The 25289-nt window shown below is 69.4% G+C and carries 30 protein-coding genes and 3 tRNA genes; 19 read left to right on the plus strand and 14 right to left on the minus strand.

Going from position 1 to position 25289, the window contains the following annotated elements:
• Window positions 1-258: 258 nt before the first annotated feature.
• The 13 genes from urtB to ureG all read left to right on the plus strand — a co-directional run bounded on the left by urtB (window position 259) and on the right by ureG (window position 11672).
• A complete protein-coding gene (gene urtB, locus V5F49_RS21215; protein WP_394115251.1) occupies window positions 259-1911 on the plus strand; it encodes an urea ABC transporter permease subunit UrtB in 1653 nt (550 codons plus the stop codon).
• Entirely contained in the window at window positions 1908-3035 is a 1128-nt protein-coding gene (urtC, locus tag V5F49_RS21220; protein ID WP_394115252.1) for an urea ABC transporter permease subunit UrtC, read from the plus strand. Before urtB ends, urtC begins: the two co-directional genes overlap by 4 nt.
• A gap of 86 nt (window positions 3036-3121) precedes the next feature.
• The gene (urtD, locus tag V5F49_RS21225; RefSeq protein WP_394115397.1) at window positions 3122-3898 is read left to right on the plus strand and encodes an urea ABC transporter ATP-binding protein UrtD; all 777 of its coding nucleotides are present in this window, start codon (window positions 3122-3124) and stop codon (window positions 3896-3898) included.
• Between the two features lie 3 nt (window positions 3899-3901).
• On the plus strand, window positions 3902-4597 hold the full coding sequence (urtE, locus tag V5F49_RS21230; RefSeq protein WP_394115253.1) for an urea ABC transporter ATP-binding subunit UrtE: 696 nt from the start codon (window positions 3902-3904) through the stop codon (window positions 4595-4597).
• Window positions 4563-5462: an urease accessory protein UreD gene (locus tag V5F49_RS21235; protein WP_394115254.1), complete on the plus strand. Its 900-nt coding sequence runs from the start codon at window positions 4563-4565 to the stop codon at window positions 5460-5462. Before urtE ends, V5F49_RS21235 begins: the two co-directional genes overlap by 35 nt.
• Before the next feature lie 12 nt (window positions 5463-5474).
• Window positions 5475-5669 (plus strand): hypothetical protein, encoded by a 195-nt coding sequence (locus tag V5F49_RS21240; RefSeq protein ID WP_394115255.1) that lies wholly within the window; start codon window positions 5475-5477, stop codon window positions 5667-5669.
• Window positions 5670-5673: 4 nt separating this feature from the next.
• Complete coding sequence (locus V5F49_RS21245) at window positions 5674-6294, plus strand: urease subunit gamma (protein ID WP_394115256.1); 621 nt, start codon at window positions 5674-5676, stop codon at window positions 6292-6294.
• Complete coding sequence (locus tag V5F49_RS21250) at window positions 6294-6650, plus strand: GFA family protein (RefSeq protein WP_394115257.1); 357 nt, start codon at window positions 6294-6296, stop codon at window positions 6648-6650. The genes V5F49_RS21245 and V5F49_RS21250 overlap by 1 nt, the downstream gene beginning before the upstream one ends.
• 99 nt (window positions 6651-6749) lie before the next feature.
• The gene (ureC, locus tag V5F49_RS21255) at window positions 6750-8462 is read left to right on the plus strand and encodes an urease subunit alpha (protein WP_394115258.1); all 1713 of its coding nucleotides are present in this window, start codon (window positions 6750-6752) and stop codon (window positions 8460-8462) included.
• A 103-nt stretch (window positions 8463-8565) separates the two neighbouring features.
• Window positions 8566-9114, plus strand: a complete 549-nt coding sequence (locus tag V5F49_RS21260; protein ID WP_394115259.1) for a Dps family protein — start codon at window positions 8566-8568, stop codon at window positions 9112-9114.
• Window positions 9115-9170: 56 nt separating this feature from the next.
• Window positions 9171-10049 carry an urease accessory protein UreE gene (gene ureE, locus V5F49_RS21265; RefSeq protein WP_394115260.1) on the plus strand — a complete coding sequence of 293 codons (879 nt, stop codon included), beginning with the start codon at window positions 9171-9173 and terminating at the stop codon, window positions 10047-10049.
• A 382-nt stretch (window positions 10050-10431) separates the two neighbouring features.
• Window positions 10432-11052, plus strand: a complete 621-nt coding sequence (locus V5F49_RS21270) for an urease accessory protein UreF (RefSeq protein ID WP_394115261.1) — start codon at window positions 10432-10434, stop codon at window positions 11050-11052.
• A complete protein-coding gene (gene ureG, locus V5F49_RS21275) occupies window positions 11049-11672 on the plus strand; it encodes an urease accessory protein UreG (RefSeq protein WP_394115262.1) in 624 nt (207 codons plus the stop codon). Before V5F49_RS21270 ends, ureG begins: the two co-directional genes overlap by 4 nt.
• Before the next feature lie 139 nt (window positions 11673-11811).
• On the opposite strand, the gene V5F49_RS21280 is transcribed toward ureG, so the two are convergent.
• Both V5F49_RS21280 and V5F49_RS21285 read right to left on the minus strand, forming a co-directional pair.
• Complete coding sequence (locus V5F49_RS21280) at window positions 11812-12279, minus strand: hypothetical protein (protein ID WP_394115263.1); 468 nt, start codon at window positions 12277-12279, stop codon at window positions 11812-11814.
• Window positions 12280-12375: 96 nt separating this feature from the next.
• Window positions 12376-12909 carry a hypothetical protein gene (locus V5F49_RS21285; RefSeq protein ID WP_394115264.1) on the minus strand — a complete coding sequence of 178 codons (534 nt, stop codon included), beginning with the start codon at window positions 12907-12909 and terminating at the stop codon, window positions 12376-12378.
• A 173-nt stretch (window positions 12910-13082) separates the two neighbouring features.
• Between V5F49_RS21285 and V5F49_RS21290 the strand changes: the two genes are divergently transcribed.
• From V5F49_RS21290 to V5F49_RS21300, 3 genes are all read left to right on the plus strand, one after another.
• Window positions 13083-13880, plus strand: coding sequence for a TlyA family RNA methyltransferase (locus tag V5F49_RS21290; protein ID WP_394115265.1), 798 nt, complete (start codon window positions 13083-13085; stop codon window positions 13878-13880).
• A gap of 20 nt (window positions 13881-13900) precedes the next feature.
• Window positions 13901-15106, plus strand: coding sequence for a class I SAM-dependent RNA methyltransferase (locus V5F49_RS21295; protein WP_394115398.1), 1206 nt, complete (start codon window positions 13901-13903; stop codon window positions 15104-15106).
• Window positions 15107-15535: 429 nt separating this feature from the next.
• Window positions 15536-16402: a sulfite exporter TauE/SafE family protein gene (locus tag V5F49_RS21300; protein ID WP_394115399.1), complete on the plus strand. Its 867-nt coding sequence runs from the start codon at window positions 15536-15538 to the stop codon at window positions 16400-16402.
• 69 nt (window positions 16403-16471) lie between these two features.
• Here V5F49_RS21300 and V5F49_RS21305 read toward each other — a convergent pair.
• Together V5F49_RS21305 and V5F49_RS21310 are read right to left on the minus strand one after the other, a co-directional pair.
• Window positions 16472-16546: transfer RNA gene (locus V5F49_RS21305), tRNA-Glu, on the minus strand.
• Between the two features lie 251 nt (window positions 16547-16797).
• Window positions 16798-17220, minus strand: a complete 423-nt coding sequence (locus V5F49_RS21310; protein ID WP_394115266.1) for a VOC family protein — start codon at window positions 17218-17220, stop codon at window positions 16798-16800.
• A gap of 119 nt (window positions 17221-17339) precedes the next feature.
• On the opposite strand from V5F49_RS21310, the gene V5F49_RS21315 reads away from it, so the two are divergent.
• From V5F49_RS21315 to V5F49_RS21325, 3 genes are all read left to right on the plus strand, one after another.
• Window positions 17340-18110, plus strand: a complete 771-nt coding sequence (locus V5F49_RS21315; protein WP_394115267.1) for an SIR2 family NAD-dependent protein deacylase — start codon at window positions 17340-17342, stop codon at window positions 18108-18110.
• An 85-nt stretch (window positions 18111-18195) separates the two neighbouring features.
• Window positions 18196-18774, plus strand: a complete 579-nt coding sequence (locus V5F49_RS21320; RefSeq protein WP_394115268.1) for a cold-shock protein — start codon at window positions 18196-18198, stop codon at window positions 18772-18774.
• Between the two features lies 1 nt (window position 18775).
• A complete protein-coding gene (locus V5F49_RS21325; protein WP_394115269.1) occupies window positions 18776-19267 on the plus strand; it encodes a DUF192 domain-containing protein in 492 nt (163 codons plus the stop codon).
• A gap of 22 nt (window positions 19268-19289) precedes the next feature.
• Here the strand turns inward: V5F49_RS21325 and V5F49_RS21330 are convergent, their stop codons facing one another.
• From V5F49_RS21330 to V5F49_RS21375, 10 genes are all read right to left on the minus strand, one after another.
• Entirely contained in the window at window positions 19290-19823 is a 534-nt protein-coding gene (locus tag V5F49_RS21330) for a chromate transporter (RefSeq protein WP_394115270.1), read from the minus strand.
• A complete protein-coding gene (locus tag V5F49_RS21335) occupies window positions 19820-20440 on the minus strand; it encodes a chromate transporter (RefSeq protein ID WP_394115271.1) in 621 nt (206 codons plus the stop codon). Before V5F49_RS21335 ends, V5F49_RS21330 begins: the two co-directional genes overlap by 4 nt.
• Before the next feature lie 59 nt (window positions 20441-20499).
• A complete protein-coding gene (locus V5F49_RS21340; protein ID WP_394115272.1) occupies window positions 20500-21336 on the minus strand; it encodes a hypothetical protein in 837 nt (278 codons plus the stop codon).
• A 175-nt stretch (window positions 21337-21511) separates the two neighbouring features.
• Window positions 21512-21796, minus strand: a complete 285-nt coding sequence (locus tag V5F49_RS21345; protein ID WP_394115273.1) for a dimerization/docking domain-containing protein — start codon at window positions 21794-21796, stop codon at window positions 21512-21514.
• A 322-nt stretch (window positions 21797-22118) separates the two neighbouring features.
• Window positions 22119-22664: a hypothetical protein gene (locus V5F49_RS21350; RefSeq protein ID WP_394115274.1), complete on the minus strand. Its 546-nt coding sequence runs from the start codon at window positions 22662-22664 to the stop codon at window positions 22119-22121.
• 390 nt (window positions 22665-23054) lie between these two features.
• A tRNA-Arg gene (locus V5F49_RS21355) sits at window positions 23055-23131 on the minus strand.
• A 122-nt stretch (window positions 23132-23253) separates the two neighbouring features.
• Complete coding sequence (locus V5F49_RS21360) at window positions 23254-23559, minus strand: ETC complex I subunit (protein ID WP_394115275.1); 306 nt, start codon at window positions 23557-23559, stop codon at window positions 23254-23256.
• Between the two features lie 139 nt (window positions 23560-23698).
• Window positions 23699-23986 carry a hypothetical protein gene (locus V5F49_RS21365; protein WP_394115276.1) on the minus strand — a complete coding sequence of 96 codons (288 nt, stop codon included), beginning with the start codon at window positions 23984-23986 and terminating at the stop codon, window positions 23699-23701.
• 230 nt (window positions 23987-24216) lie between these two features.
• Window positions 24217-24293, minus strand: a tRNA-Pro gene (locus tag V5F49_RS21370).
• A gap of 224 nt (window positions 24294-24517) precedes the next feature.
• A complete protein-coding gene (locus V5F49_RS21375; RefSeq protein ID WP_394115277.1) occupies window positions 24518-25150 on the minus strand; it encodes a cytochrome c oxidase assembly factor Coa1 family protein in 633 nt (210 codons plus the stop codon).
• Window positions 25151-25289 lie beyond the last annotated feature (139 nt).

Here is a 25289-nt window from a genome sequence, read left to right on the forward strand (position 1 = left end):
CTGCGGTCCCGGGTTTCTTTGAAGCATTGTGATCTTGAACTCCTCTCGTACCGTCCTTCCGGGCGCTCCTCCCTCTCCCCTCGCGGGGAGGGGGAGCATCGATCCAAGGGTCGTGGCCGGGCTGTCCGGTCGCGCATGCCGGCCCCCGCGCGGCCTGCCCCGCCGCACAGCAGGGTCCGTCCCAGATCTCGACAGTGGAGGCCGGCCCCCGACGCCAAGGCGAGCGGCAGGGGCGGACCTACGGAGCGGATGCCACCGATGATGCGCTTGCGCCTTCCCCCGCCGCCCGCCGCGCGGCGGTCCCACGCCCTCAAGGCGCTCCTGCTTCCCCTTCTCGCGCTGCTCCTCGCCCTTCTGCCGCCGGTCCCGCGGGCGCAGGCGGCGGACGACTTCTCCACCATCGTCGCGAAGTTCGGCACCGACAGCTATTCGGACACGGCCGACGCGCTCGCCGCCCTGTCCACCTCGTCCAATCCGCAGGCGGCCTTGGTGGTGGATGCGCTCGCCGCGGGCCGGCTGGTGTTCGATCCGGCCACCAAGGCCGTGTTCATCCGCACGCCGGCCGGCGCGGTCGACCCCGCGACCGGCGCCATCGTCGCCAGCGCGCCGACCACGCTGACCCCGGTGCGCGCCAACAACCGCGTCCGTCGCGCCATCGATGCCGCCGCCGGCGCGCTTTCCCTGCTCAATCCCGATCCGGCCAAGCGCGCCGATGCCGCGGCGGCGGTGTTCAAGTCGCGCGATGCCGCGGCGCTGCCCATGCTGGATGCGGCCATCGCCAAGGAGACGGTCCCGTCGGTGAAGGAGGCGCTGGAGCAGGCTCGCGCCGCCATTCTCATCGGCAAGGCCGATGCGCCCGAGGCCGAGCGCCGCGTCGCCATCCAGAAGATCGCCGCCCGCGGTGATCAGGAGGCCATCGGCGTGCTGCGCAGCCTGCCCGCTTCCAGCCCGCCCGCCCTGAAGGCCGAGGCCGACCTCGGCATCGCCAAGGTGGAGCAGAACCTGAAGTTCTGGGCGGTGCTGCAGAATGTCTGGTACGGCCTCTCGCTCGGCTCGGTGCTGCTGCTGGCGGCCATCGGCCTCGCCATCACCTTCGGTGTCATGGGCGTCATCAACATGGCCCACGGCGAGATGGTGATGCTGGGCGCCTACACCACGTTCGTGGTGCAGGATATCATTCGCAAGTCGGCGCCCTACCTGTTCGACTGGTCGCTCGCCATCGCCCTGCCGCTCGCCTTCCTGTTCACGGCGCTGGTGGGCATCCTGATCGAGCGCACGGTGATCCGCTTCCTCTACGGCCGTCCGCTGGAGACGCTGCTCGCCACCTGGGGCGTCTCGCTGATCCTGCAGCAGGCGGTGCGCACCGTGTTCGGGCCGACGAACCAGGAAGTCGGCGCGCCCTCCTGGATGTCCGGGGCGTTCCAGGTGGGGCAGATGTCCATCACCTACAACCGCCTGTGGATCATCGTCTTCGCGCTGATGGTGTTCTTCACCCTGCTGCTGGTGCTGAAGCGCACGCCGCTCGGCCTCTATGTGCGGGCGGTGACGCAGAACCGGCGCATGGCTGCAGCCATGGGCATCCGCACCGGCCGCATCGATGCGCTCACCTTCGGCCTCGGCTCCGGCATCGCCGGCATCGCCGGCGTCGCCCTCTCGCAGATCGACAATGTCAGCCCCAACCTCGGGCAGGGCTACATCATCGACAGCTTCATGGTGGTGGTGTTCGGCGGGGTGGGGAACCTGTGGGGCACGCTGGTGGGCGCCTTCACGCTCGGCGTCGCCAACAAGCTGCTGGAGCCGTTCGCGGGCGCCGTGCTGGGCAAGATCCTGCTGCTCGTCTTCATCATCCTGTTCATCCAGAAGCGCCCGCGCGGCCTGTTCGCGCTGAAGGGCCGGGCGGTGGAATCATGAGAACCCCTGGCATCATCGACCGCACCGGCGGCATCTTCCTCGTCATCGTGCTGGCGGCGGCGGTGCTGGTTCCCGCATCGAACCTGCTGCTGCCGCCCGGCAATCCGCTGCACGTGCCGGACTATATGATCCCGCTGCTGGGCAAGTACCTGTGCTACGCGCTGCTGGCGGTCGCGGTGGATCTGGTGTGGGGCTATTGCGGCGTGCTCTCGCTCGGCCACGGCGCCTTCTTCGCGCTGGGCGGCTATGCCATGGGCATGTACCTGATGCGCCAGATCGGCCCGCGCGGCGTCTATGGCAATCCGGTGCTGCCGGACTTCATGGTGTTCTTGAACTACAAGCAGCTGCCGTGGTTCTGGGAAGGGTTCAACATCTTCCCCTTCGCCATGCTCATGGTGGTGCTGGTGCCCGGGGCGCTGGCCTTCGTGTTCGGCTGGTTCGCCTTCCGCTCGCGGGTGACGGGCGTCTACCTGTCCATCATCACCCAGGCCATGACGTTCGCGCTGATGCTCGCCTTCTTCCGCAACGATATGGGCTTCGGTGGCAACAACGGCCTCACCGACTTCAAGGACATCCTCGGCTTCCCGATCCAGGCGCCGGCGACGCGCCTCGTGCTGTTCGTGGCGTCGGCGCTGGCGCTGGCGGCGGGTTATCTCATCTGCCGCGGCCTCGTCACCTCCAAGTACGGCAAGGTGCTGGTGGCGGTGCGCGATGCGGAGAGCCGCACCCGCTTCCTCGGCTACCGGGTGGAGAACTACAAGCTGGTGGCCTGGGTGCTTTCGGCCATGCTCGCGGGTGTCGCCGGGGCGCTCTATGTGCCGCAGGTGGGCATCATCAACCCGTCCGAGTTCGCGCCCGCCCAGTCCATCGAGATGGTGATCTGGGTGGCGGTGGGCGGACGCGGCACGCTGGTGGGCGCGGCGCTGGGCGCGCTCATCGTCAATGCGGGCAAGACCTGGTTCACCGGCGTGTTCCCGGAGGCCTGGCTGTTCGGCCTCGGGGCCCTGTTCGTGCTGGTGACGCTGTTCCTGCCCAAGGGCGTGCTCGGTCTTGTGGCCAGCCTCTCCGAGAAGTGGAAAGCCCGCCGGCCTGCCGCCACCCCCAGCCCCGAGCCCGCGGAGTGAGCGCCATGAGCTTCGAAACACCCGCTGGCGAGCCCTATGTGGTGAAGTCGCACGGCGCCCTCGCGCTGGAAGCGGAGATGCGCGAGATGGAGGCGGCCCGCGCCGCTCCCGATCCCCGCGCGCTCACCCCCTCGCTGCTCTATCTCGACAACATCACCGTCTCCTTCGACGGCTTCCGGGCGCTGAACGCGCTCTCCCTCGTCATCGGCGAGGCGGAGATGCGGGCCATCATCGGCCCCAACGGCGCCGGCAAGACCACGATGATGGACGTCATCACCGGCAAGACCCGGCCCAACGACGGCGTCGCCCTGTTCGCCGGCACGCATGACCTTACCAGCCTCGACGAGGCGGCGATCGCCCAGCTCGGCATCGGGCGCAAGTTCCAGACCCCCACCGTGTTCGACATGCACTCGGTGGAGGACAACGTGCTGCTGGCGGTCAAGGCCAATCGCGCGCCGTTCGCCAACGTCTACTGGACCCCCACCCGCCACGAGCGCGAGCGCGTGGACGAGCTGCTCGAGCGCGTGCGCCTGAAGGACCAGCGCCATCGCCGCGCCGGTGATCTCTCCCACGGCCAGAAGCAGTGGCTGGAGATCGGCATGCTGCTGGCGCAGGAGCCGCGCCTGCTGCTGGTGGACGAGCCGGCCGCGGGCATGACCGACCAGGAGACGGCGGACACCGCCGTGCTGCTGAAGGAGATCGCCAAGACCCGCTCGGTTGTGGTGGTGGAGCACGACATGCTGTTCGTGCGCGACCTCGACGTGAAGGTCACCGTGCTGCACGAGGGCTCGGTGCTGGCCGAGGGGGCCCTCGATCAGGTGAGCGCCGACGAGCGCGTCATCGAAGTCTATCTGGGGAGGTGAGCGATGCTGAAGGTTGAGAACCTCGACCTCTATTACGGCGCCGCCCACACCCTGAAGAAGGTGTCGGTCTCGGCCGAGGCGGGCAAGGTCACCTGCGTGCTGGGGCGCAACGGCGTGGGCAAGACCTCGCTGCTGCGCGCCATCGTCGGCCAGCGGCCCATCGCGGGCGGCTCCATCACGCTGGACGGCAAGGAGATTTCGCGCCTGCCGACGCCCGAGCGCGCGGCGCTTGGCATCGGCTTCGTGCCGCAGGGGCGGGAGGTGTTTCCGCTGCTCTCCGTGAAGGAGAACCTGGAAACCGGCTACGCCCGCCTCGCCCGCAAGGACAAGCACGTGCCGGAAGAGGTGTTCGACCTGTTCCCGGTGCTGACCAAGATGCTGCGCCGGCGCGGCGGCGACCTGTCGGGCGGTCAACAGCAGCAGCTGGCCATCGGCCGGGCGCTGGTCACCCGTCCGCGTCTTTTGGTGCTGGACGAGCCGACGGAGGGCATCCAGCCATCCATCATCAAGGATATCGGCCGCGCCATCTCCTACCTGCGTGACAAGGGCGACATGGCCATCGTACTGGTGGAGCAGTATTTCGAGTTCGCGCGCGACCTTGCCGACAGCTTCATCCTGATGGATCGCGGCGAGGTGGTGGCGAGCGGGGACAGGAGCGGGCTCGATGGCGACGACGTCCGCCGCCTCATGGCGATCTGAGGACAGGGCCGAAACCACGCCCGCAGCTTCTGCGCCCCTCGCCGCCGGCCTGCGCCCGGCGCCCGCCGGCCGCCAGCGCAGCGAGGGCCGGGTGCGGATCGGCGCTGCCGCGTTCGGCGGCGTCACGCGGCTCGTGGACATGGCCGAAGGCGGCGCCCTGCGCGCGCGCCTGCCGCGATCGTCATCGGCGCTGGAGGCGGTGCTGGTGAACACCGCCGGCGGGGTGGCGTGCGGCGATGTGTTTTCCATCGAGGCCGAGGCCGGGCCGGGCGCCCATCTCGTCATCGCCACACCGGCGGCGGAGAAGGTCTACCGCTCCGACGGCGCCTCTGCCGAGATCCATGTGCGCCTTGCCGCCGGGCCCGGCGCACGGCTCGACTGGCTGCCGCAGGAGACCATCCTGTTCGATCGCGCCCGGCTGAAGCGGCGCTATGAGGTGGATGTGGCCGGCTCCGCCGCCTTCCTCTCGTTCGAGGCGCTGGTGCTGGGCCGGCTCGCCCATGGCGATGCCATGGGGGAGGGGCATCTGGAGGATCATTGGCGGGTCCGCCGCGACGGCCGCCTCGTCTTCGCCGATGCGCTGCGCCTCGCCGGGCCCATCGGCGCGCTCCTCGCGCGTCCGGCGGTGGCCGGGGGCAATCGCGTGCTCGCGACCCTGCTCTATGTGGCCCCCGATGCCGAATCGCGGCTGGAGGAGGCGCGCGCGCTCATCGACGGCGCGCGCTGCACGGCCGGCGCCAGCGCCTGGAACGGGCTTCTGGCCGTCCGCTTCCTTTCACCGGACATCGAGACGTTGCGCCGCGACGCGGCCTCGTTTCTGATGGCCTTCCGACACGCCCCTCTGCCGCGCGTGTGGGCCACCTGAGGGAGGGCTGGCATGCCGATCGTCCGATATGAAATCGCTTGGGATATCGATAATCACGTTGGTTTCGTCAGGATCTTCCTGAACGGAGGAGGCGCTCGAGAGTTCTTCGGCCTGCCAGCTGCCGATTTTGCGGCCATTGTTGCCCTTTTGGGGACTGGCAAAGCGCAATTCAACCCATCTGCCCAACAGATATACGTGCAGGCTTGACCAAATGAACCTGACGCCGCGCGAGAAGGACAAGCTGTTCATCGCCATGGCCGCCGAAGTGGCCAGGAAGCGCCTCGCCCGCGGGGTGAAGCTCAATCATCCCGAGGCGGTGGCGCTCATCACCGATTTCGTGGTGGAGGGCGCCCGCGACGGCAAGACCGTGGCCGAGCTGATGGAGCTCGGCGCCCGCGTCCTCACCGCCGATCAGGTGATGGAGGGCATCTCCGAGATGATCCACGACATCCAGGTGGAGGCGACCTTTCCGGACGGCATCAAGCTCGTCACCGTCCACCACCCGATCCGCGGCGCGCCGTCCGAGCTGGTGCCCGGCGAGCTGGCGCCGCAGGAAGGCGACATCCATTTCAACGAGGGCGCGGAGCGGGTGAAGGTCACTGTGGCCAACACCGGCGACCGGCCCATTCAGGTGGGCAGCCACTACCATTTCTTCGAGACCAACCCGGCCCTCGCCTTCGAGCGGGAGAAGGCGCGCGGCATGCGCCTCGACATCGCCCCCGGCACCGCGGTGCGCTTCGAGCCGGGCGCGACCCGGGAGGTGACGCTGGTGGCCTTCGGCGGCAAGCGCGAGGTCTACGGCTTCCGCGGCGACGTCACGGGGAAGCTGTGATGGCCATGCAGCATTATTCCGGCAGCTGCCAGTGCGGGGCGGTGACGTTCGAGGCGGATCTCGACCTCGACCGGACCGTGACCTGCAACTGCTCGCGCTGCCGCCGGCTGGGCAGCATCCTGTCCTTCACGCCGGCGCCGTCCTTCCACCTGTTCTCGGGGGAGGGGGCCACGCGCGAATACCTCTTCAATACCGGCGAGATCCACCACCTGTTCTGCACGACCTGCGGCATAGAGCCGTTCGCCCGCGCCATTGGGCCGGACGGGTCGGAGATGGTGGCGGTGAACGCCCGCTGCCTCGACGGCGTGGACCTGAAGAGCCTCCATCCCGTCGAGCACGACGGCGCCAGCCGGTAGCCCGATGACGAGGCGGCGCGCGGGCCGGACCCGTGCAGCGCCCCAGCCCCCTTCCAGGCATCGGTCGCGCACCGAGGCCCACGGCACAAGGAGCCCCAGATGACCACCGGCCGCATGCCTCGCGCCGCCTACGCCCACATGTTCGGCCCCACCACCGGCGACCGGGTGCGGCTTGCGGACACCTCGCTGTTCATCGAGATCGAGAAGGATTTCACCCGCCACGGCGAGGAAGTGAAGTTCGGCGGCGGCAAGGTGATCCGCGACGGCATGGGCCAGTCGCAGGTGACCAATGCCGACGGCGCCATGGATACGGTCATCACCAACGCCGTCATTCTCGACCACTGGGGGGTGGTGAAGGCGGACGTGGGCCTGAAGGGCGGGCGCATCGCGAAGATCGGCAAGGCCGGCAACCCGGACGTGCAGGACGGGGTGGACATCATCATCGGCCCGGGCACGGAGATCATTGCCGGGGAGGGCAAGATCCTCACCGCCGGCGGGTTCGACAGCCACATCCATTTCATCTGCCCGCAGCAGATCGAGGAGGCGCTCGCCTCGGGCGTCACCACCATGCTCGGCGGCGGCACCGGGCCGGCCACCGGCACCTTCGCCACCACCTGCACGCCCGGCCCGTGGCACATCGCGCGCATGATCGAGGCGGCGGACGCCTTCCCGATGAATCTCGCCTTCGCCGGCAAGGGCAACGCCTCGCTGCCCGGCGCGCTGGAGGAAATGGTGCTGGCGGGCGCCTGCGCCCTCAAGCTCCACGAGGACTGGGGCACGACGCCCGCGGCCATCGACTGCTGTCTCTCGGTGGCCGACGCCCTCGACGTGCAGGTGATGATCCACACCGACACGCTCAACGAGAGCGGCTTCGTCGAGGACACCATCGCCGCCTTCAAGGGCCGCACAATCCACGCCTTCCACACGGAAGGTGCGGGCGGCGGCCATGCGCCGGACATCATCAAGGTGGCGGGCCTGCCGAACGTGCTGCCGTCCTCCACCAACCCGACCCGGCCCTATACCCGCAACACCATCGACGAGCATCTGGACATGCTGATGGTGTGCCACCACCTCGACCCCGAGATCGCCGAGGACCTCGCCTTCGCCGAGAGCCGCATCCGCAAAGAGACCATCGCCGCGGAGGACATCCTCCACGACATCGGCGCGCTCTCCATGATGAGCTCGGATTCGCAGGCGATGGGCCGGGTGGGCGAGGTGATCATCCGCACCTGGCAGACCGCGGACAAGATGAAGCGCCAGCGCGGCAGGCTGGCGGGGGAGGGGGACGCCGACAACATCCGTGCCCGCCGCTACATCGCGAAATACACCATCAACCCCGCCATCGCCCATGGCATGTCCCGCCACATCGGCTCGGTGGAGACGGGCAAGCTCGCCGATCTCGTGCTGTGGACGCCGGCCTTCTTCGGCGTGAAGCCGGACCTGGTGCTGAAGGGCGGCGCCATCGCCATGGCGCAGATGGGCGATCCCAACGCCTCCATCCCCACGCCCCAGCCGGTGCACTATCGGCCCATGTTCGGCGCCTATGGCCGGGCGCGCACGCACACCTCGCTCACCTTCGTGTCGAAGGCGGCGCTGGAGGACGGTCTCGCCCAGCGCCTCGGCGTGCACAAGCAGCTGGTGGCGGTGGAGAACACGCGCGGCGGCATCTCCAAGAAGAGCATGATCAACAACGACGCCACCCCTCACATCGAGGTGGACCCGGAGACCTACGACGTGCGCGCCGATGGCGAGTTGCTGGTGTGCGAGCCGGCGGAGGTGCTGCCCATGGCGCAGCGCTATTTCCTGTTCTGAGGCGCTGCGGCCCTGCCGAAAACTTCCGCGCCCCACGATGGAACCTTTGCCGGGACCGCCGATTTAAGGCTTCGTCCGATTGGTTCCATTGAGGAGTTCAGCCATGGCTGTTGTTCGTGCATTGTCGAAGAAGCCCGCCAAGTCTGCCGCCCCGAAGGCCCTCGCCACCCCGACCGATCTCGATCCCGGCAAGGTCGACAAGGTGGCCGAGGCGGTGAATCGGGTTCTGGCCGATACTTTCGTGCTGTACCTGAAGACCAAGAATTTCCACTGGCATATCAGCGGCAAGCACTTCCGCGACTATCACCTGCTCTTGGACGAGCAGGCCGCCGCCATCGAGGCCACCATCGATCCGCTCGCCGAGCGGGTGCGCAAGCTGGGCCGGCAGACGGTGCATTCCTATGCCGAGATCCTCACCCTCACCGCCCTGAAGGAGAGCGAGGAGGGCTTCCTTGCGCCGCAGGCCATGTTCGAGGCGCTGATCGCCGACAACAAGGCGGCCATCGGCTCCATGCGCGCCGCGCACGCGGCAGCGGACGCGGCGGAGGACATTGCCACCGCCAGCCTGCTGGAAGAATATGTGGACGAGGCCGAGAAGCGCCTGTGGTTCCTGTTCGAGACCAACCAGAATCGGCAGGACAGCGCCACCTGATCGCACGCGGCCGCGCGAGGCCGGGCGGCGTTCGGGGGCGGTTTCGGAGTGAAGGAATGATCCGCGCCACCGCCGTCGTCCGCCGTCCCGCCGTCCGCGCGGAGAAGGTGGCCGACGAAATCACCCTCGATCACCACGCCCGCCATCGCCGCCGCATCGCCATGACGGCGGACGGCGGCACCGCCTTCCTGCTCGATCTCGACAAGGCTGCGGTGCTGGATGACGGCGACGCGGTGAAGCTGGAGGATGGCCGGCTGGTCCGCATCAAGGCGGCGCCGGAGGAACTGGTGGAGGTGACCACCGCCAATCCCCTGCGGCTCATGAAGGTCGCATGGCACCTGGGCAACCGGCACGTGCCGGCCGAGGTGACCGAGACCGCCATCTATTTCGTGGACGACCATGTGCTCACGGAGATGGTGCGCGGCCTCGGCGCCGCCGTGGCGAAGGTGACGCGCCCGTTCCGGCCCGAGAAGGGCGCCTATGAGGCCGCCGAGGCCCATGGCGGTCACGGCCATGGGCACGAGCATCACGGTGACGCCCCTCACGATCATGCCCATCACGACCACGGGCATGCGCACGCGCACCATGGTCATGAGCACCATGGTCATGAGCGCGATGGGCATGAGCATCACGGGCACGACCATCACGACCATACCCATGACCACCACGCCCATGGCGAGGCCTGTGGCTGCGGCCACGATCACGGCGCACACGATCACGGCGCGCACGAACATGGTGCGCACGAACATGGTGCGCACGAGCACGGCGGGCAGGCTCACGGGCACGCGCACCCAGCCCATGGCGCTCCTGCGCAACCTGCCCATGGCGGTCACGACCACCCGGGCCACGACCACGGCCATCGCAGCCACGCGAATGACCACGAGCCGGCACACGTCCATGGCCCCGGCTGCGGCCACGGCCACAAGCATGGGTAAGGCGTCGACGCTGCCGGTGAGTGGCAAGCCGGAGGAGGCGGTGACGCCTCGCTCCGGGTGCGCCGCGCCGGTGCGGACATCCCCCGACGAAGCGCCGGCCGATACCGCCACCCCCGCCGGCTTTGCGGCGTCGGGGCAGGGGGGCGGCGGGCCTGTCGCCGCATCCGGGGCCACGGTCCGGGATCGCACCGCCTCACCGGTCGTGAGCCAGCTGACAGATCCGGGCGCTGGCGGCGTCTCATCGGCCGCCTGCCAGCCGACAGATCCAGGCGCAGGCGCGGCAGGACCTCTTGCGGTCCATTCCGGTTCGGCACAGGCGGCCACCCCTTCCGCTTCCCTCGGGCTGCTGCCGCTGTTCGCATGGCTCTCGCCGGCGTTTCCGGTGGGGGCTTATGCCTATTCCCACACGCTGGAATGGGCGGTGGAAGCGGGCGACATCGCCGACGAGAGCGGCCTTGCCGCCTTCCTGTCCGATCTCCTCGTCCTCGGCTTCGGCCGTTCGGACGCCATCCTGCTGGCCCACGCCTGGCGGGCGTCCGGCGATGGCGCGCGCCTTGCCGAGGTGAACGACCTCGCCGTGGCGCTCGCGCCGTCCGCCGAGCTGCGGCTGGAGACCTGCCAGCAGGGCCGCTCCTTCCTTGATGCCGTGCGTGCCGCCTGGCCCGCGCCGGGGCTGGAGGCGGCCGCGGCGGCGCTCGGCGGGGAGGTGGCCTATCCGGTGGCGGTCGGCCTTGCGGCGGGTGCGCACGGCATGGCGCTTCCGGCGACGCTGGAGGCCTTCCTGCTCGCCACCGCGCAGAACCTCGTCTCCGCAGCCATCCGCCTCGCGCCCATCGGCCAGACCGCCGGCACGCGGGTCGTGGCGGGGCTTGCGCCCGCGCTCCGCGCCCTCGCGGCGGAGGCCGCCATGCTCACGCTGGATGATATCGGCAGTGCCACGTTCCGCGCCGATCTCGGCAGCTTCCGACACGAAACCCAGTACACGAGGCTGTTCCGCTCATGAGTTCCGGTAAATCCCCCCTTCGCGTCGGTGTCGGCGGTCCGGTCGGCTCGGGCAAGACGGCGCTGATGGAGGCGCTCTGCAAGACGTTCCGCGCGCGTTACGACATCTGCGCCATCACCAACGACATCTACACCAAGGAAGACGCGCGCCTGCTGACGGTGGCGGGCGCGCTGCCGGCCGAGCGCATCCTCGGCGTGGAGACGGGCGGCTGCCCGCACACGGCGATCCGCGAGGATGCCTCCATCAACCTGAGGGCCGTGGCGGACATGCAGGCCCGCTTTCCCGACCTCGACCTGGTGCTGATCGAATCGGGCGGCGACAACCTTGCCGCCACCTTCTCGCCGGAGCTGGCGGACATCACCATCTATGTGATCGACGTGGCCGGCGGGGAGAAGATCCCGCGCAAGGGCGGGCCCGGCATCACCCGCTCGGACCTGCTGGTGGTGAACAAGACCGACCTCGCCCCCATGGTGGGAGCCGATCTCGGGATCATGGAACAGGATACCATCCGGATGCGCGCGGGGCGGCCCTATGTCTTCTCCTCCATCCGCAGCGGGGTGGGGGTGGACGTGGTGGCCCGCTTCATCGAACAGGCCGGCGGGCTCACCGCCGCTGCCTGAGGCACCCGCCTTCTGACCCAAACGCTGCCTGACGCACCGAGGCCGGCGCCGCCATGCGCCGGCCGATCGGGCCGCTGTGCCGCGGGCCGGACATTTCCCGGCCCCGGGCCGCTGGGCGCTCAGCGCCTGGGCTCGACGCTCAGCTCTTGGGCTTGCAGGCGGCCTCGAACTTGGTGATCTGCGCGGCGATGCCGGACAGCGCGATCGCCCGCTTGGCGCCCTTCACCTCGATGGTGAGGTTGCCGCTGGCCTTGGCGAAAGCCTTCAGGTCGGCCATCTGGCCGGCGGCCTCCACGTCCACGGCGCCGCTCTCCTCATTGGCGATAGCCTTGCCGGAAAGGCTCTTCTTCACGCTGCCGGCGGTCAGGACCAGCGTGGTGTTGGCATCCTTCTCGAGCCCCTTGGAGCCGATCATGGATTGCACCGTCAGGCCCGGGGTGCCGGGCTTGCACAGGAAGAAGATGGCCACGTCGTCGGTTTCCGGCACGCCGAAGACGAGCGCGGCGCTGTCGTCGGATTCCTGCAGGTGCCAGGTCATCTTCTGCTGCGCCGCCGCCGGCAGCGCGAGGGCGAGAAGGGATACGAGAGCGAGGGCGGGACGAAGCATGACAGGGGTCCTCGTTGCGGCGCGGATCATACTGGCTGCGCGGCAAAGGGGAAGATGGCGCCGGAACACGCCCCACGCGGGGCAGGGCCGGCCCCGTCAGCGCCGCGCGAGGCAGGCCTTGCGGAAGTCCGCCAGCTTGGCCTTGGCGCCCGCCAACGGATAGCTTTCGCTGGCGCCGGGCACACGCACCACCAGGGTTTCGCCTTCGCCCAGAAGGTCGATGGGACGGGTGTCGAGGCTCACCGCGGCCTCCACCACCACCCGCCCGTCGGTGGCGGCGCGGAAGGCGGAGGCGGCCAGCTCCAGCCGCCGCTTGCCGACGCCGAGGGAGAGCGCGACCCCGTCGCCCGCCTTCACCTTGGCGGCCGAGACCTCGGCCATGAACTGGATCAGCTGGGCCGCCGGCTGGCAGGCGACGGCGAACGCCGGGTCTGCGACGCGCGGCGAGCCGTAGCGCAGCACGAGGGTGTCGTCGGCCCGGGCGAGCACCCACACGCGCGGGTCCTTCGCCTCGGCCTTCGCATCCGATCGCGCCGCGGGCTTGGACTTGGGAGCCGCAAGGGCCGGCGTCGCCGCCAGCAGGGCCAGCGCTCCCGCCATCGCCAGCACAGAACCACGCCATACGCTCATGGATCGACCGTTCCTGTCCCGTCAGGGCCGGGCGGAGGCTTCGCGCGCGCCGAGGGCCCTTGGCCGCCGGCGGGCGCCGCTCCGCTAAAGGCTGGTGTTTGCTTCCCCCGCGACCATCGCATATCACGGCCCTCGACGGCCCGCGACCTCGGGCAGGACGCCCGGCGGCAAAAATGTTGAAGTCCTCCCCGCAATCATGCCCCACCGCCTCCGCGGGGCCCGAGACAGGCGCCGCTCCCGGCGCCGGGCGCCTGCGCATCGATCGCCTGCTGGTGGAGCGCGGCCTGTTCGAGAGCCGCGCCCGCGCCCAGGCGGCGCTGGCGGCCGGGCTGGTGCAGGTGGACGGGGTGACGGTTCTCAAGCCCTCGGCCGAGGTCGAGGCCGGCGCGCGCATCGAGGCCCGCGACGTTCACGACTTCGTGTCCCGTGGCGCGCTCAAGCTGGAGGCGGGCCTCGCCGCCTTCGGGATCGATCCCGCCGGCCTCGTGGCGCTGGATGTGGGCGCCTCCACCGGCGGTTTCACCGAGGTGCTGCTGCGCCGGGGCGCGCGGCGGGTCCATGCGGTGGACGTGGGGCGCGACCAGTTCCACCCCCGTCTCGCCGCGCGGCCGGAGGTGGTGCTGATGGAAGGCACGGACATCCGCGCCCTGCCGTCCGACGCGCTGCCGGAGCCGGTGGACCTGATTGTGGTGGACGTGAGCTTCATTTCCCTTGCGCTGGTGCTTCCGGCGGCGCTGGCCTTCGCCGGGCCCGGCGCGCGGCTGGTGGCGCTGGTGAAGCCCCAGTTCGAGGCCGGTCGCGCCGCCGTGCGCAAGGGCGTGGTGCGCGATGCCGCCATCCACGAGGCGGTCTGCGTCCGCGTCGAAGGCGAGCTTTCCGCCCTCGGCTGGCGCGTGCTGGGGCGCGTGCCCTCGCCCATCGAGGGGGGCGACGGCAATCGGGAGTTTCTGGTGGGGGCGATCCGGTCGTGAGCGTGTTTCGTGTCGAGCGCATGGGTGCCCAGGGCGACGGGCTCGTGTCGGGCCCCGACGGCGCCCTGTTCGCTCCCTATACGCTTCCCGGCGAAGAGATCAGCGGCACCGTCGAGAAGGACCGCATCGCGGTCGCGGAGGTGCTGACGCCGAGCCCGGAGCGGACGACGCCCTCCTGTCCCCATTTCGGCCGCTGCGGCGGCTGCCTGCTGCAGCACTGGCAGAGCGCCCCCTACCTCGCCTGGAAGCGCGCGCTGGTGGCCGAGGCGCTGGCGCGCGAAGGGATCGCGGCCGAGGTGCTGCCGGTCATCGATGCTCACGGTGCGGGCCGCAGGCGCGTCATTTTCCACGCCCGCCAATATGGCGCCCGCACTGTGGTGGGCTTCGCCGAGCGGCGCTCCCACGCCATGGTGGCTCTGGAGGGCTGCCCGGTGCTGTCCCCGGCCCTCGACCGCGCCCTGCCGGCGGCGCGGGCGGTGGCCGCAGCGCTCGCCCCTCGGAACAAGCCGCTCGACCTGCAGATCGTCGCCACCGACACCGGCCTCGACATGGATGTGCGCGGCTCCGGCCCGCTGCCGCCGGCGCTGCTGGCGGAGGTGGCGGCCCTTGCCGGGGAGTTTTCCCTGGCGCGGCTGACCCGCCACGGCGAGCTGGTGCTTCAGCGCGAGCCGCCGGTGCTGACCATGGGACGGGCGCGGGTGGAGCTTCCGCCCGCCGCCTTCCTGCAGGCCACCGTCGAGGGCGAGCACGTGCTGGCGGAAGCCGTCGCCGCCGGGCTCGCAGGCGCGCGCCGGGTGGCGGACCTGTTCGCCGGCGCCGGCACCTTCGCCCTGCGCCTTGCCGAGCGCGCCCGCGTGCTCGCGGCCGAGAGCCACGCCGGCGCCCTCAACGCTCTGCTGAAGGCCGCGCGCAACACCTCCGGCCTGAAGGGGGTCGAAGGCGAAGCCCGCGACCTGTTCCGCCGTCCGCTCATGGCCGCCGAGCTCGCCGCCTTCGACGCCGTGGTGATGGACCCGCCGCGCCAGGGCGCCGAGGCGCAGGCCCGCGAGATCGCCCAGTCGAAGCTGGCGCGGCTCGTCTATGTCTCCTGCAACCCCACCACCTTCGCCCGTGACGCCCGCATCCTCGCCGCCGGGGGCTACAGCCTCGGCCCGGTGCAGCCGGTGGACCAGTTCCGCTACTCGCCCCATGTGGAGCTGGTGGCGACGTTCGTGCGGGGTGGATGAGGCGGGTGGCTCCCGCAATGCGGCGCCGGACCGCGCAAGCGAACGCACGGCGCCTTCTGGTCGCCTGCCAAGCAGGGGGGACCAAGGCTCGCGCCGAACGCGCTCCGTAACGCCCGCCTGTGCCCCCGGCCCGAGGGGCCTGCCAGACCCCCGGCGGGTGCCGTTAGGTAATCCGCCCCTCCACGCGGTCATCCGGTGATTCAGCCGGGCCAAGCCCTCTATCTGGCGCCCTCGGCCTTGCCGCACCACGCGCGCCCCGGCCGCACGCTCCAGGCGGGCGCAGGCCGCGCGGCGTGGTTGGGATCATCAGCCTGTCGTCGGCAGCCGCTCGTCGGCAGCCGCTTCCTGGCGCCGGCGCCCGGCAGAGGGAGTTCGGTTCCGGGCCAGCACAGGCCGCATTTTCGCGACTGCCACCATGCGATTGCCGAGATGGCAGGCCAGTTGTGGAGCATTGCTGTTATTCTAGGGCCGATCGCCCGGCAGTTGTTTTGTAATGTTCAGGAGCGTGCCGTGGACGGAAACCGGATCGGCGCCTTCGGTGGGGGCGCCGGCATCGGAATGCTGGGGGGACTGATCGGGCTCGGCGGAGCGGAATTCCGCCTCCCGCTGCTGATCGGCACGTTCAGGTTCGGCCCGCTGGAGGCGGTGATCCTCAACAAGGCCATGAGCCTCGTGGTGGTTTCGGTGGCGCTGCCGTTTCGCATGGACACGATCTCGCCGGCCGAGATTGCCTCCCACTGGCCGGTCATCCTCAACCTGCTCGCGGGCAGCCTGCTCGGGGCATGGGTCGGCGCCAGCTGGGCGACACGCCTGAAGTCGGAAACGTTCTACAGGCTGATCGCCGGGCTGCTGGTGGCCATCGCGCTCATGCTGCTGTTCGGCCACGACGTCACGGCCCCGGCGGCGGCGCCAGTGTCCGGGTGGTCTCTGGTCATGGCCGGCGTGGCAGCCGGCTTCTTGATCGGGATCGTCGCCTCGCTCCTCGGAGTCGCCGGCGGGGAGCTTCTGATCCCGACGCTGATCCTGCTGTTCGGGACGGACATCAAGCTTGCGGGAAGCCTCTCGCTCGCCATCAGCCTGCCGACGATGCTGGTCGGCTTCGCCCGCTACAGCCAGGATGCGACCTTCGACGTTCTGAAACGCAACACGTCCTTCGTCGCGTACATGGCCGCCGGCTCGGTGGTCGGGGCCTTCATTGGCGGTCGGCTGCTTGGCCTCGTGCCAAACGCCTACCTCCTGCCGGTGCTGGCGATCATCCTGCTGATTTCATCCGTGAAGGTCTGGCGGCACGCATGAGGCGTGTCTGCTCCGACGCATCCGCGCCGCAGCCGATGCGGTTTGACGGAATGTCGGAGGCTGGTGCGATGGCGCGCCCTAGGGGAGTCGAACCCCTCTCTCCACCGTGAAAGGGTGGCGTCCTAACCGATAGACGAAGGGCGCGCGGTCGCTCCGGGGCGTTGGCGCACCGGAGTGGGCGCCGTTATAGGGGGAGCATCGCGGGGCCGCAAGGGCGCGAAGGCGTTTTCCAAAGCCGGTTCCAAAGCCGGCTGCGGGGCCGCGTTCCGCGGGAGTGGGTGCTGCTCCCCCCGGCGGGCACCTTCAGCCCGCCGATACCCCAACGGGGTAGAGCCCCGGCGATCCTGAAACGGATGCCGGGGCACCGCGATGCCCCATCGGTCACCGCGACCGGATCACCACTTGCCGGTGTTGGGCATGGAGGCCCACGGCTCGGCCGGGGCCTTGGGGCCGCCCTTCTGCAGCAGCTCAACGGAAACGTTGTCCGGCGAGCGTACGAACGCCATGTAGCCGTCGCGCGGCGGGCGGTTGATGGTGATGCCGGAGGCCAGCAGGCGCTCGCAGGTGGCGTAGATGTCCTCGACCTCGAACGCGAGATGGCCGAAGTTGCGGCCCTCGCCATAGGGCTCGGGGTCCCAGTTGTAGGTCAGCTCCACCTCGGCCACGTCCTCCTGCCCGGGGGCGGCGAGGAACACCAGCGTGTAGCGCCCCTGGGGCACCTCCTTGCGCCGCACCTCCTTCAGCCCCAGCTTGTTGCAGTAGAAGTCCAGCGACTGGTCGATGTCGGTCACGCGGACCATGGTGTGCAGAAAGCGCATTGGCGATCTCGTCCGGATGAGGGAGCGCGGCGCGGCGGATCCCGATAGGGTTCCCTGCGCCCGGCGCATCCCGCCGAGGGGCAAGTGGAGGGTGCCGGCCGGGCCGGCGCAGGAGACGTATGATCTTCGACACCGATCTCAAGGGGGCGCAGGCGCGCCTGAAGGAGATGCTGGATGCCGCGTCGTTCGCGGTGGCCTTCACCGGGGCCGGCATCTCCACAGAATGCGGCATTCCCGATTTCCGCTCCCCCGGCGGCCTGTGGACCCAGAACAAGCCCATCCCGTTCGACGTGTTCCTCTCGCACAAGGCGGCGCGGAACGAGGCGTGGCGGCGCAAGTTCGCCATGGAGGGCGCCTTCTCCGCCGCGCAGCCGGGCCGCGGGCATCGCGCGCTCGCCCGGCTGCTGCGCGAGGGGCGGATCGGCGGCATCATCACCCAGAACATCGACGGCCTGCATCAGGCCTCCGGCGTGCCGGACGAGGCGCTGGTGGAGCTGCACGGCAACGGCACCTACGCCACGTGCGTCGAATGCGGCGAGCGCTATGAGCTCTCCTGGGTGAAGGAGCGCTTCGAGGGGGCGGGCGGGGTCGCGCCGGACTGCCTGGATTGCGGCGGGCCGGTGAAGGCGGCCACCATCTCGTTCGGGCAGGCCATGCCCGAGCGGGAGATGGCGCGGGCCGAGGAACTGACGCGCAAGGCCGATCTGTTCATCGTCATCGGCTCGTCGCTGGTGGTCTACCCGGCCGCCGGCTTCCCCCTGAAGGCGCGCCAGCGCGGCGCCCATCTCGCCATCCTCAACCGCGAGCCCACCGACTTCGACGACATGGCGCAGCTGGTGGCGCGCAGCGAGATCGGCGACCTTCTGGGCCCGTTCGCCGCGGATGCGTGAAGAGGGTGGGCGAACAGGTAGCGAATTGCTATCCTGCGGTGAGCACGGTAACGAGTGCGCGGCCGCACGTAAGGTCGGGGTGGTCATGGGGTCTGACGCACTGGGGCTGGGGCCGGGCGCCGCCGGCTCTCCGGACGACGCAACCGAGGAGCCCGCCGGGCTCGTCGAGGTCACCGGCTCCATCAAATGGTTCGACGCCTCCAAGGGCTATGGATTCATCGTCCCCGACGACGGCGGGCCGGACGTCCTCGTGCATGTCACCTGCCTGCGCCGGGACGGTTTCCAGACCGCCATGGAAGGCGCGCGCGTGGTGTGCGAGGCGGTGCAGCGCGCCAAGGGACGCCAGGCGTTCCGGGTGCTCTCGCTCGACCTGTCCACGGCGATCCACGCCGCGCCCCAGCCACCGCGCACCCGCACGGTGGTGGAGCCGAAGAGCGGATTCGAGCGCGCCACGGTGAAATGGTTCAACCGGCTGCGTGGATTCGGCTTCCTGACCCAGGGCGACGGCACGCCGGACATCTTCGTCCACATGGAGACCCTGCGTCGCCACGGCCTCACCGAGCTGAGGCCCGGCCAGACCGTTCTGGTGCGCTATGGCGACGGCGACAAGGGATTGATGGCCGCCGAGGTCAAGGCAGACGGCGGCCCCAGCGGGAACAACTGACATGCTTTCGCACATGATGACGGGCGCGCGCGCCGCCGCCCTCGGGCTGATTCTGGCTGTCGCGGCCCCGGCCGGCATCGCGCCCGGGCCGTTCGCGGTCGCGGCGGCAGCCGAACTCGAGGCGCTGGAGATCACCAGCTCCACCGGTGTCGTGACCTTCGAGGTGGAAGTCGCGCGCACCGACGAGCAGCGCACCACCGGCCTCATGTACCGCAAATCGCTGGGCGAGCGGGCCGGCATGCTGTTCGACTTCAAGGTGGACCAGCCGGTCTACATGTGGATGAAGAACACCTACATCCCGCTCGACATGCTGTTCATCCGCGCCGACGGCAGCATCGCCCGCATCGCCGCCATGACCACCCCGCTCTCCACCGAGACCATCTCCTCCGGCGAGCCGGTGCGGGCGGTGCTGGAGATCGCCGGCGGGCAGGCGCGCAAGCTCGGCATCAAGCCGGGCGACCGGGTGGCGCATTCCCTGTTCTCCACCCGCTAGAACGGCTTCCGGTGGACGGCCGTCAGCTCAGCGTCAGGTAGCCCACCGCGCCGCCGGCGAGGATGATCAGCGCCGGATTGATCTTCGGCCCGAAATAGACGAGCCCGAACACGGCGATGGCGATCAGCGTCGTCTCCGTGCCGGTGATCGCCGTTCGCGCCACCGCGATGGTGCCTGCCGCCATCAGCCCCACCACGATGGGGGCCAGCGCGTTCTGCAGCGCGAGCCGCCAGGGCGAGCCGTCGAAGTGGTTCCACAGGCGCGAGCAGCCCAGCGCCAGGGTGGAGGCAGGCAGGAAGAAGCCGGTGAAGGCGATGAGCGCGCCCGGCGTGCCGGCCACGTGATAGCCGATGACGATCACCATCAGCATGTTGGGCCCCGGCGCCACCTGCCCGAGGCTGTAGATGTCGCGGAACTGGCTTTCGGTGAGCCAGTGGTGGGCGCTGATGGTCAGCTCCTTCATCTCCGGCAGCACGGCGGTGCCGCCGCCGATGGCCAGGATGGACAGGAGCGAGAAGACGCCGAGGAGGCTGAGATCGGTGCTGCTGTTGTTCATGCCTCGTCTCCCGCCTCGTCTCCCGCGTCGGGGTCGATGCCGTGCCGCGGCCGGTAGATGAACAGCGCCAGCGGCAGCACGGTGATGAGCACGAGCACCAGCGACACGTGCAGGAAGCTCACCAGCACCACGGTGAGCACCACCAGGGCGATCTCGGTGACATGCTCCAGCTGCTTGTGGCCGATCTGGAGTGTCACCGCCGTCAGCAGCCCCACCGCCGCCGCGCCGATGCCGGCCAGCACCGCGTGCATGGCCGGATTGCCGTGGTTGGAGGCGTAGAAGACGCCCAGCGCGAACACCAGCAGGCCGCCTGGCAGCGTCATGCCGAGGAAGCCGGCGATGGCGCCCACGGGGCCGCGCAGCCGGTCGCCGACGATGACGCTCATGTTGGTGGCGTTCAGGCCCGGCAGCGCCTGCGAAATCTCGAGGGCGACGAGGAACTGCTCGTCGTCGAGCCAGCCCTTCGTGAGCACGAGCGCGTTGCGCAGATAAGCCACGACGCCGCCGCCGAAGCTGGTGGCGCCGATGACGAGGAAGGTGACGAAGATTTCCCAGATGGGGACCCGCGTCGCGCCGGAGGCCGGCGGAGCGGGGGAGGGGGTCTCGATGGCGCTCATGGGGGCTCCGGCGCGTGAGACCGGCAGCGCCCCGGCAGCGGGGCGCCCGCCGGATGGGATCATTCGCTGTGCGCGACCTGCTTGGCGCCGATGCCATAGACCATGGCGGTCTTGGTGGTGCCGAGCTGCACCCATTCGGGCGCCAGCATCTGCACGTCGCGGAAGAAGTCCTCGGACAGCGCGCGGGCCTTCTTGTTGATGTCGTCGTAGTGCTGGAACTTCGCCTGGAACGCGAATTCGCCCACCAGCGACTGCTCGGACGCGCGGTTGCGCCAGATGGCGATGGTGGCCTTGGCCAGGTAGCCGTGGCCGAAGTCGAAGTGGCCGGGGTCCACCTGGATCTCCTCCACCGCCATGTTGTTCACGAGGTCGACCCGCGTGTCGCCGTCCGTGTCCACGCAGGAGAGGGCGGGGAACACGGTGGTGATGTCGCGAACACCCTGGTTCAGCACCACGCCCGGCGTCGCGATGATGCAATTGTTGGAATAGAGGTAGCGCAGCCCGCCGACCTTGTCCTTCAGCGGCAGGATCTCTTCCTTGAACTTCATCTCCACCGTGCCGACGATGCGGGGCAGCATGTCCATGGCGGTGGCGCGCTCGCGGTCCGGGCTGCGGAACTTCAGCGCCAGCTCGTGCTCGGCACGCGGCCAGCCGTCATCGTAGAAGGTGCGGCGGCGCAGGATGAAGGAGTTGCGATAGAGCTCGAACTCGGGCGTGTCGTAGAACAGCACCTCGCGCACCATGCGCTTGAAGCCGTTTTCGTTGGTCTCGACCCCGACCCCGTGCTTCTTCGCGACCGCCTTCACCTCGTTCCAATAGTCCTCGAAACGCTTCGGCGAGTAGAACTGCTCGGGCCGAAGGAGGATCTTGTATTCACGGTAATGAATGTCCGGCATGGCTGCGGCCCGCATGGTTCCGTGGCGAGAGCGTGGGTCCGCGCGCGGGAATCGTGCGCGGCCGCGCGTGACACAAGGTGTTGCCGCCGCTGCGCGATGTCCACTGGAATTGCTTCCGAAACAGGCGGTTGGCGCCTGTCGCAGCGTCAGGCGGACGGGCCGCCGGCGCGCCCGCTCACGCCTGATCCAGCGCCTTGCCGGCACCGGTGAAGAATTGTTCCGCATACCAGCGCATCTCGGCCTCGATATCCGGCTTGCCGGCCAGGTCGCACTGGTCCACCAGCCGGCTGACGCGCTCGAACATGGAGGAGATGAAAGCATCCGGCCGCTCCTGCCGCCCCGCAAGCTGGATCACCAGATCGCGCAGGATGTAATGCTGCACCATGGTGTGGGCCTGGGTGGTGGCGACGGCCTTGAGCATGGAGCCGAGCCATTCGGCGAGTTCGGCGTCGGACGCCATCGGGCAAACTCCGGCAGGAAGGGATCAATGAACGCGGGGCGGCAATGGATCCGTTGTCCGCGCGACGGGGCCGGAAATCAAGCCGTTGCTTGCATTGGACGGGAGCGGGCCGGGGACGGCGGCGGTCTCGTCGTGGGACCTGTGCGGCAACCTTCGGCCGGTGGAGAGAACCCGCCTTCCAGGGGTTGCGCGCACATCGCCCCCGGCCCGCTACAGCGCCCTGAAGGACGAGCTGCAGCGGCCTCGCGATTGCTGAGTCGAGGACGCCCCCGGCCTGCACGACGTCCTCCGCGACGGTCTGGCTGGCGAAGGCGCGATCGTCTCAGCGCGGCGCGCCCGGCCGCTGGAACAGGATCTGCCACATGCGGTCGCTCCCGATCGCCCGCGCCACGTTCTTGAAGGCGAAGAAGGGCAGCATCGACACGAACAGGATGATGGCGATGATGACGATGCCGAGAACGCCGCCGCCGCCAAGCCCCGGCTCGGTGGCCGAGGCATGGCCCTTCAGCATGTCCACCACCGCGCGCTCGATGAAGTGGAAGGCCAGGAAGAAGAAGGTGCAGATCACCGCCTCGTAGAGGATGACGACGGCGCCCGGCAGTCCCCGCACCCAGCGCGCCAGCTCCAGCTTCTCGATCACCAGCATCACCTTGGCGAGCACCAGCGCGTTCAGAAGCGCGAAGCCCTGGATGACGACCGTGCCGCCATGCTCGCGCTCGATCACTGCCTGGTTCAGCACGAACAGGCCGAAAAACACCCACAGGTAGACAAACAGGATGAGGAAGCTGCGCACTTCCTCGATCGCGCGGTCCTTGAGCGTCTTGGCTGCGGCCTCGCCTTCGTCACCCCGCGGGGAATGGCTGGTCATGGTCGGGTCACTCATATGGCTGTCGCGCGCCGTCCCGCGCGCGGCAGAGCCTTAGCATAATTGTGCCGGCGCGCGGCGGCCCGGGCCCGCCCATTGGTCGCATGCGGCGGCCGGTTCAGCGCGCGCCTGTCACGGTCGGCGCCACGCAGATGCGGGCGCGGAGACGGTCGGGCACGGGCAAGGGAACGGCGGAGGCGGTCCGTGCCGCCACCCGGCGGGGCAGGAGAGCCTGGTCAACGGGCGCCATGCTCGGGGCAAGACGATTTCCGGCAGGGAGCAGGCGCTGAACGAAGAGGAGAGGCACGGCGCCGGCTGCCGCCGCGCGGCGCCACATCCGCAATTACAGCCCGCCGCGAACGGGCGCGTGGACGGCTTGCGACCGTGAAGGCGTGGCGACCCCGGCAGGGCTCGAACCTGCGACCTAGTGCTTAGAAGGCACTTGCTCTATCCAGCTGAGCTACGGGGCCCGCGTTGGCCTTTTAGAGCATTTCACGGCCGGCGCCACGGGCCAGGGCCTGCGGAGCGGCACCAATCCGGTGTCGGACATGTCAGCCTGCGCCCCGGCGTGGTGTCCGGCGGGCAGCGGTCGTCAGTGGGTCCACTGGCCGAGGCGGCTGAAAGCGAAATTGTCCGAATAGGCGATGCGGCGGCGCGACGCCTCATGCGGCTCGAACACCTGGAACGGGATGCCGTGCTTCTGCGCGTAGGCCACCGCCTCTTCCTTGCTCTCGAAGCGCAGGCGGATCTGGCTGCGCATGTCGGCGGAAGAAGTGTAGCCCATCAGCGGCTCCACCATGCGGGCGTGCTCGGGCTCATACTCCAGCACCCAGAACCGGGTCTTGGCGACGCCCGACTGCATGGCGTTGCGCGACGGCTTGAAGATGCGTGCGACCATGATGCTGAAACCCGTCATCCGAGCGGCCGCGCGCCCTTCGCGCGCGCCCTTGCTCCGTCTATAGATAAGCCCTGCCGGCCTGACAACCGCAAGCGGCGGCGTCTCAGCGCCCATGCGGTGCCGCAGGCCGGCGCGCGGCTCAGCGCATGATGAGGCAGCCGGCGGCGGCCTGGGCCGATTCGGCAGCGTTGAGGTGGTTCACCTTGCCTGCCAGCACCAGCTTGCGGGTCTGGTCGGTCACGATCGCGCGGCCATCGGCGCCCTGCACCAGCAGGGGCGCGCTCGCGGTATAGATGGCGCGCGCCTCGGCATCGAGCTTCGCCGCGCAGCGGTCCGCCGAGGCCTTGTCCGCCAGGACCGGAGTCGCGAGGATACCGCCCAGAACAACGCCGCCCACCACCGCGCCAAACGCCTTCACCGACAGCATCCCGACACCTCTCGTCCGCACCCGGCTCGTTCCGGGCCTCTGCTTTGAGCCGCAGATGGCGTGCAAATGCAAGCGGCAGCATCGCGTGTCCCCCGAGGGGTGGATGGCGCGGCCCACGGGCGGGCGCGGGGCCTGTGGCGATGGGGCGACACCTTCCGCCACGCAGCGCCGCAAGTGCCCTGCGGACGGGCTGGCCAAGCGACATTCGGGGCGGCCGGGGGGTGATGAAGTGGTCGGAGCAGCAGGATTTGAACCTGCGACCCTCTGCTCCCAAAGCAGATGCGCTACCAGGCTGCGCTATGCTCCGACATTCCCCAGAACGGCGCCATTGCTACATTTTCGGGGAGGGCAGCGCAAGGGCATCGCGCACGCAGAAGGAAATGCAACGCGGTCGAGCTGCGCTTCCGGGAGGCGGAATCGGAAGCAAGGCCCGTAGAAAACGGGAGGGGCGCCCGACTCACCTAGATCTTTGACGTGGCGGCTGGATCCCGCGGGAGGCGGCGCCCATGGCGTACCCGGCGGGTGCCTCTCTCAGGCGTCGACGCCGGCCGGTCGGCCCTGGCGGATGATCACGATGGCCTTTTGCCGGCCTTCGACATTGACGATCAGCTGCCGGATCTTCCAGCGGTTGCCTTCGCGGACCGCCTCGGAGATCACGTTGGCCGATCCCCTCTCGCCATAGATCGGGATGGTGTAGTTCGCGAAGCCGGTGCCATTGTCGTTGACGCTGACCTGCCCGAAAACCCAGAAGCGATCGTGGATGTCCGGACCAAGCGCCGCGACGACCTGCTGATCCGACCGCACGACATCCATGGTCAGTTCGTATGCGCCGGCGCTCTTGAGCATGCGCGGCAGCCCGACGACCATCGCGCCGATGCCGCCGATCGAGACCACCCAAACCGCCAGCCCGGCGATGGCCCAGGCCCGCTGGCTGCGACGGAAATGGTCGACGCTGCGCCAGGCGCGCTTGCGCCACGCCCATCGGCTGCCACGCAGGCCGAGCACGATCATCATGAAGATGTTGACGACAGGAAGGAGCGCGAGCAGCGCGATCCAGGTCGAATTGCCGACACCCCAGATCCAGTTGAGGAAAAACGCACCCCAGTTCCAGCGATCGAGCTCCGGCGGGATCTCCGCCGGATCGTTCAACCGTTCATTGGTCATGAATCGCTCCCCCACGCTTCATGATTGCGTGCTGCGCGTCGGTAGGCAAGCGGTGGTTGTGCCGCTTTCCGCTCCTCGCAGAGGCGCGACACGCTTCCAGTCCGGATACAAGGCTGGCGAGCGGGCGGGGACAGCGGCC

Origin of the sequence: Xanthobacter lutulentifluminis, from assembly GCF_043194675.2 — a bacterium.
Classification (GTDB): Bacteria; Pseudomonadota; Alphaproteobacteria; order Rhizobiales; family Xanthobacteraceae; genus Xanthobacter.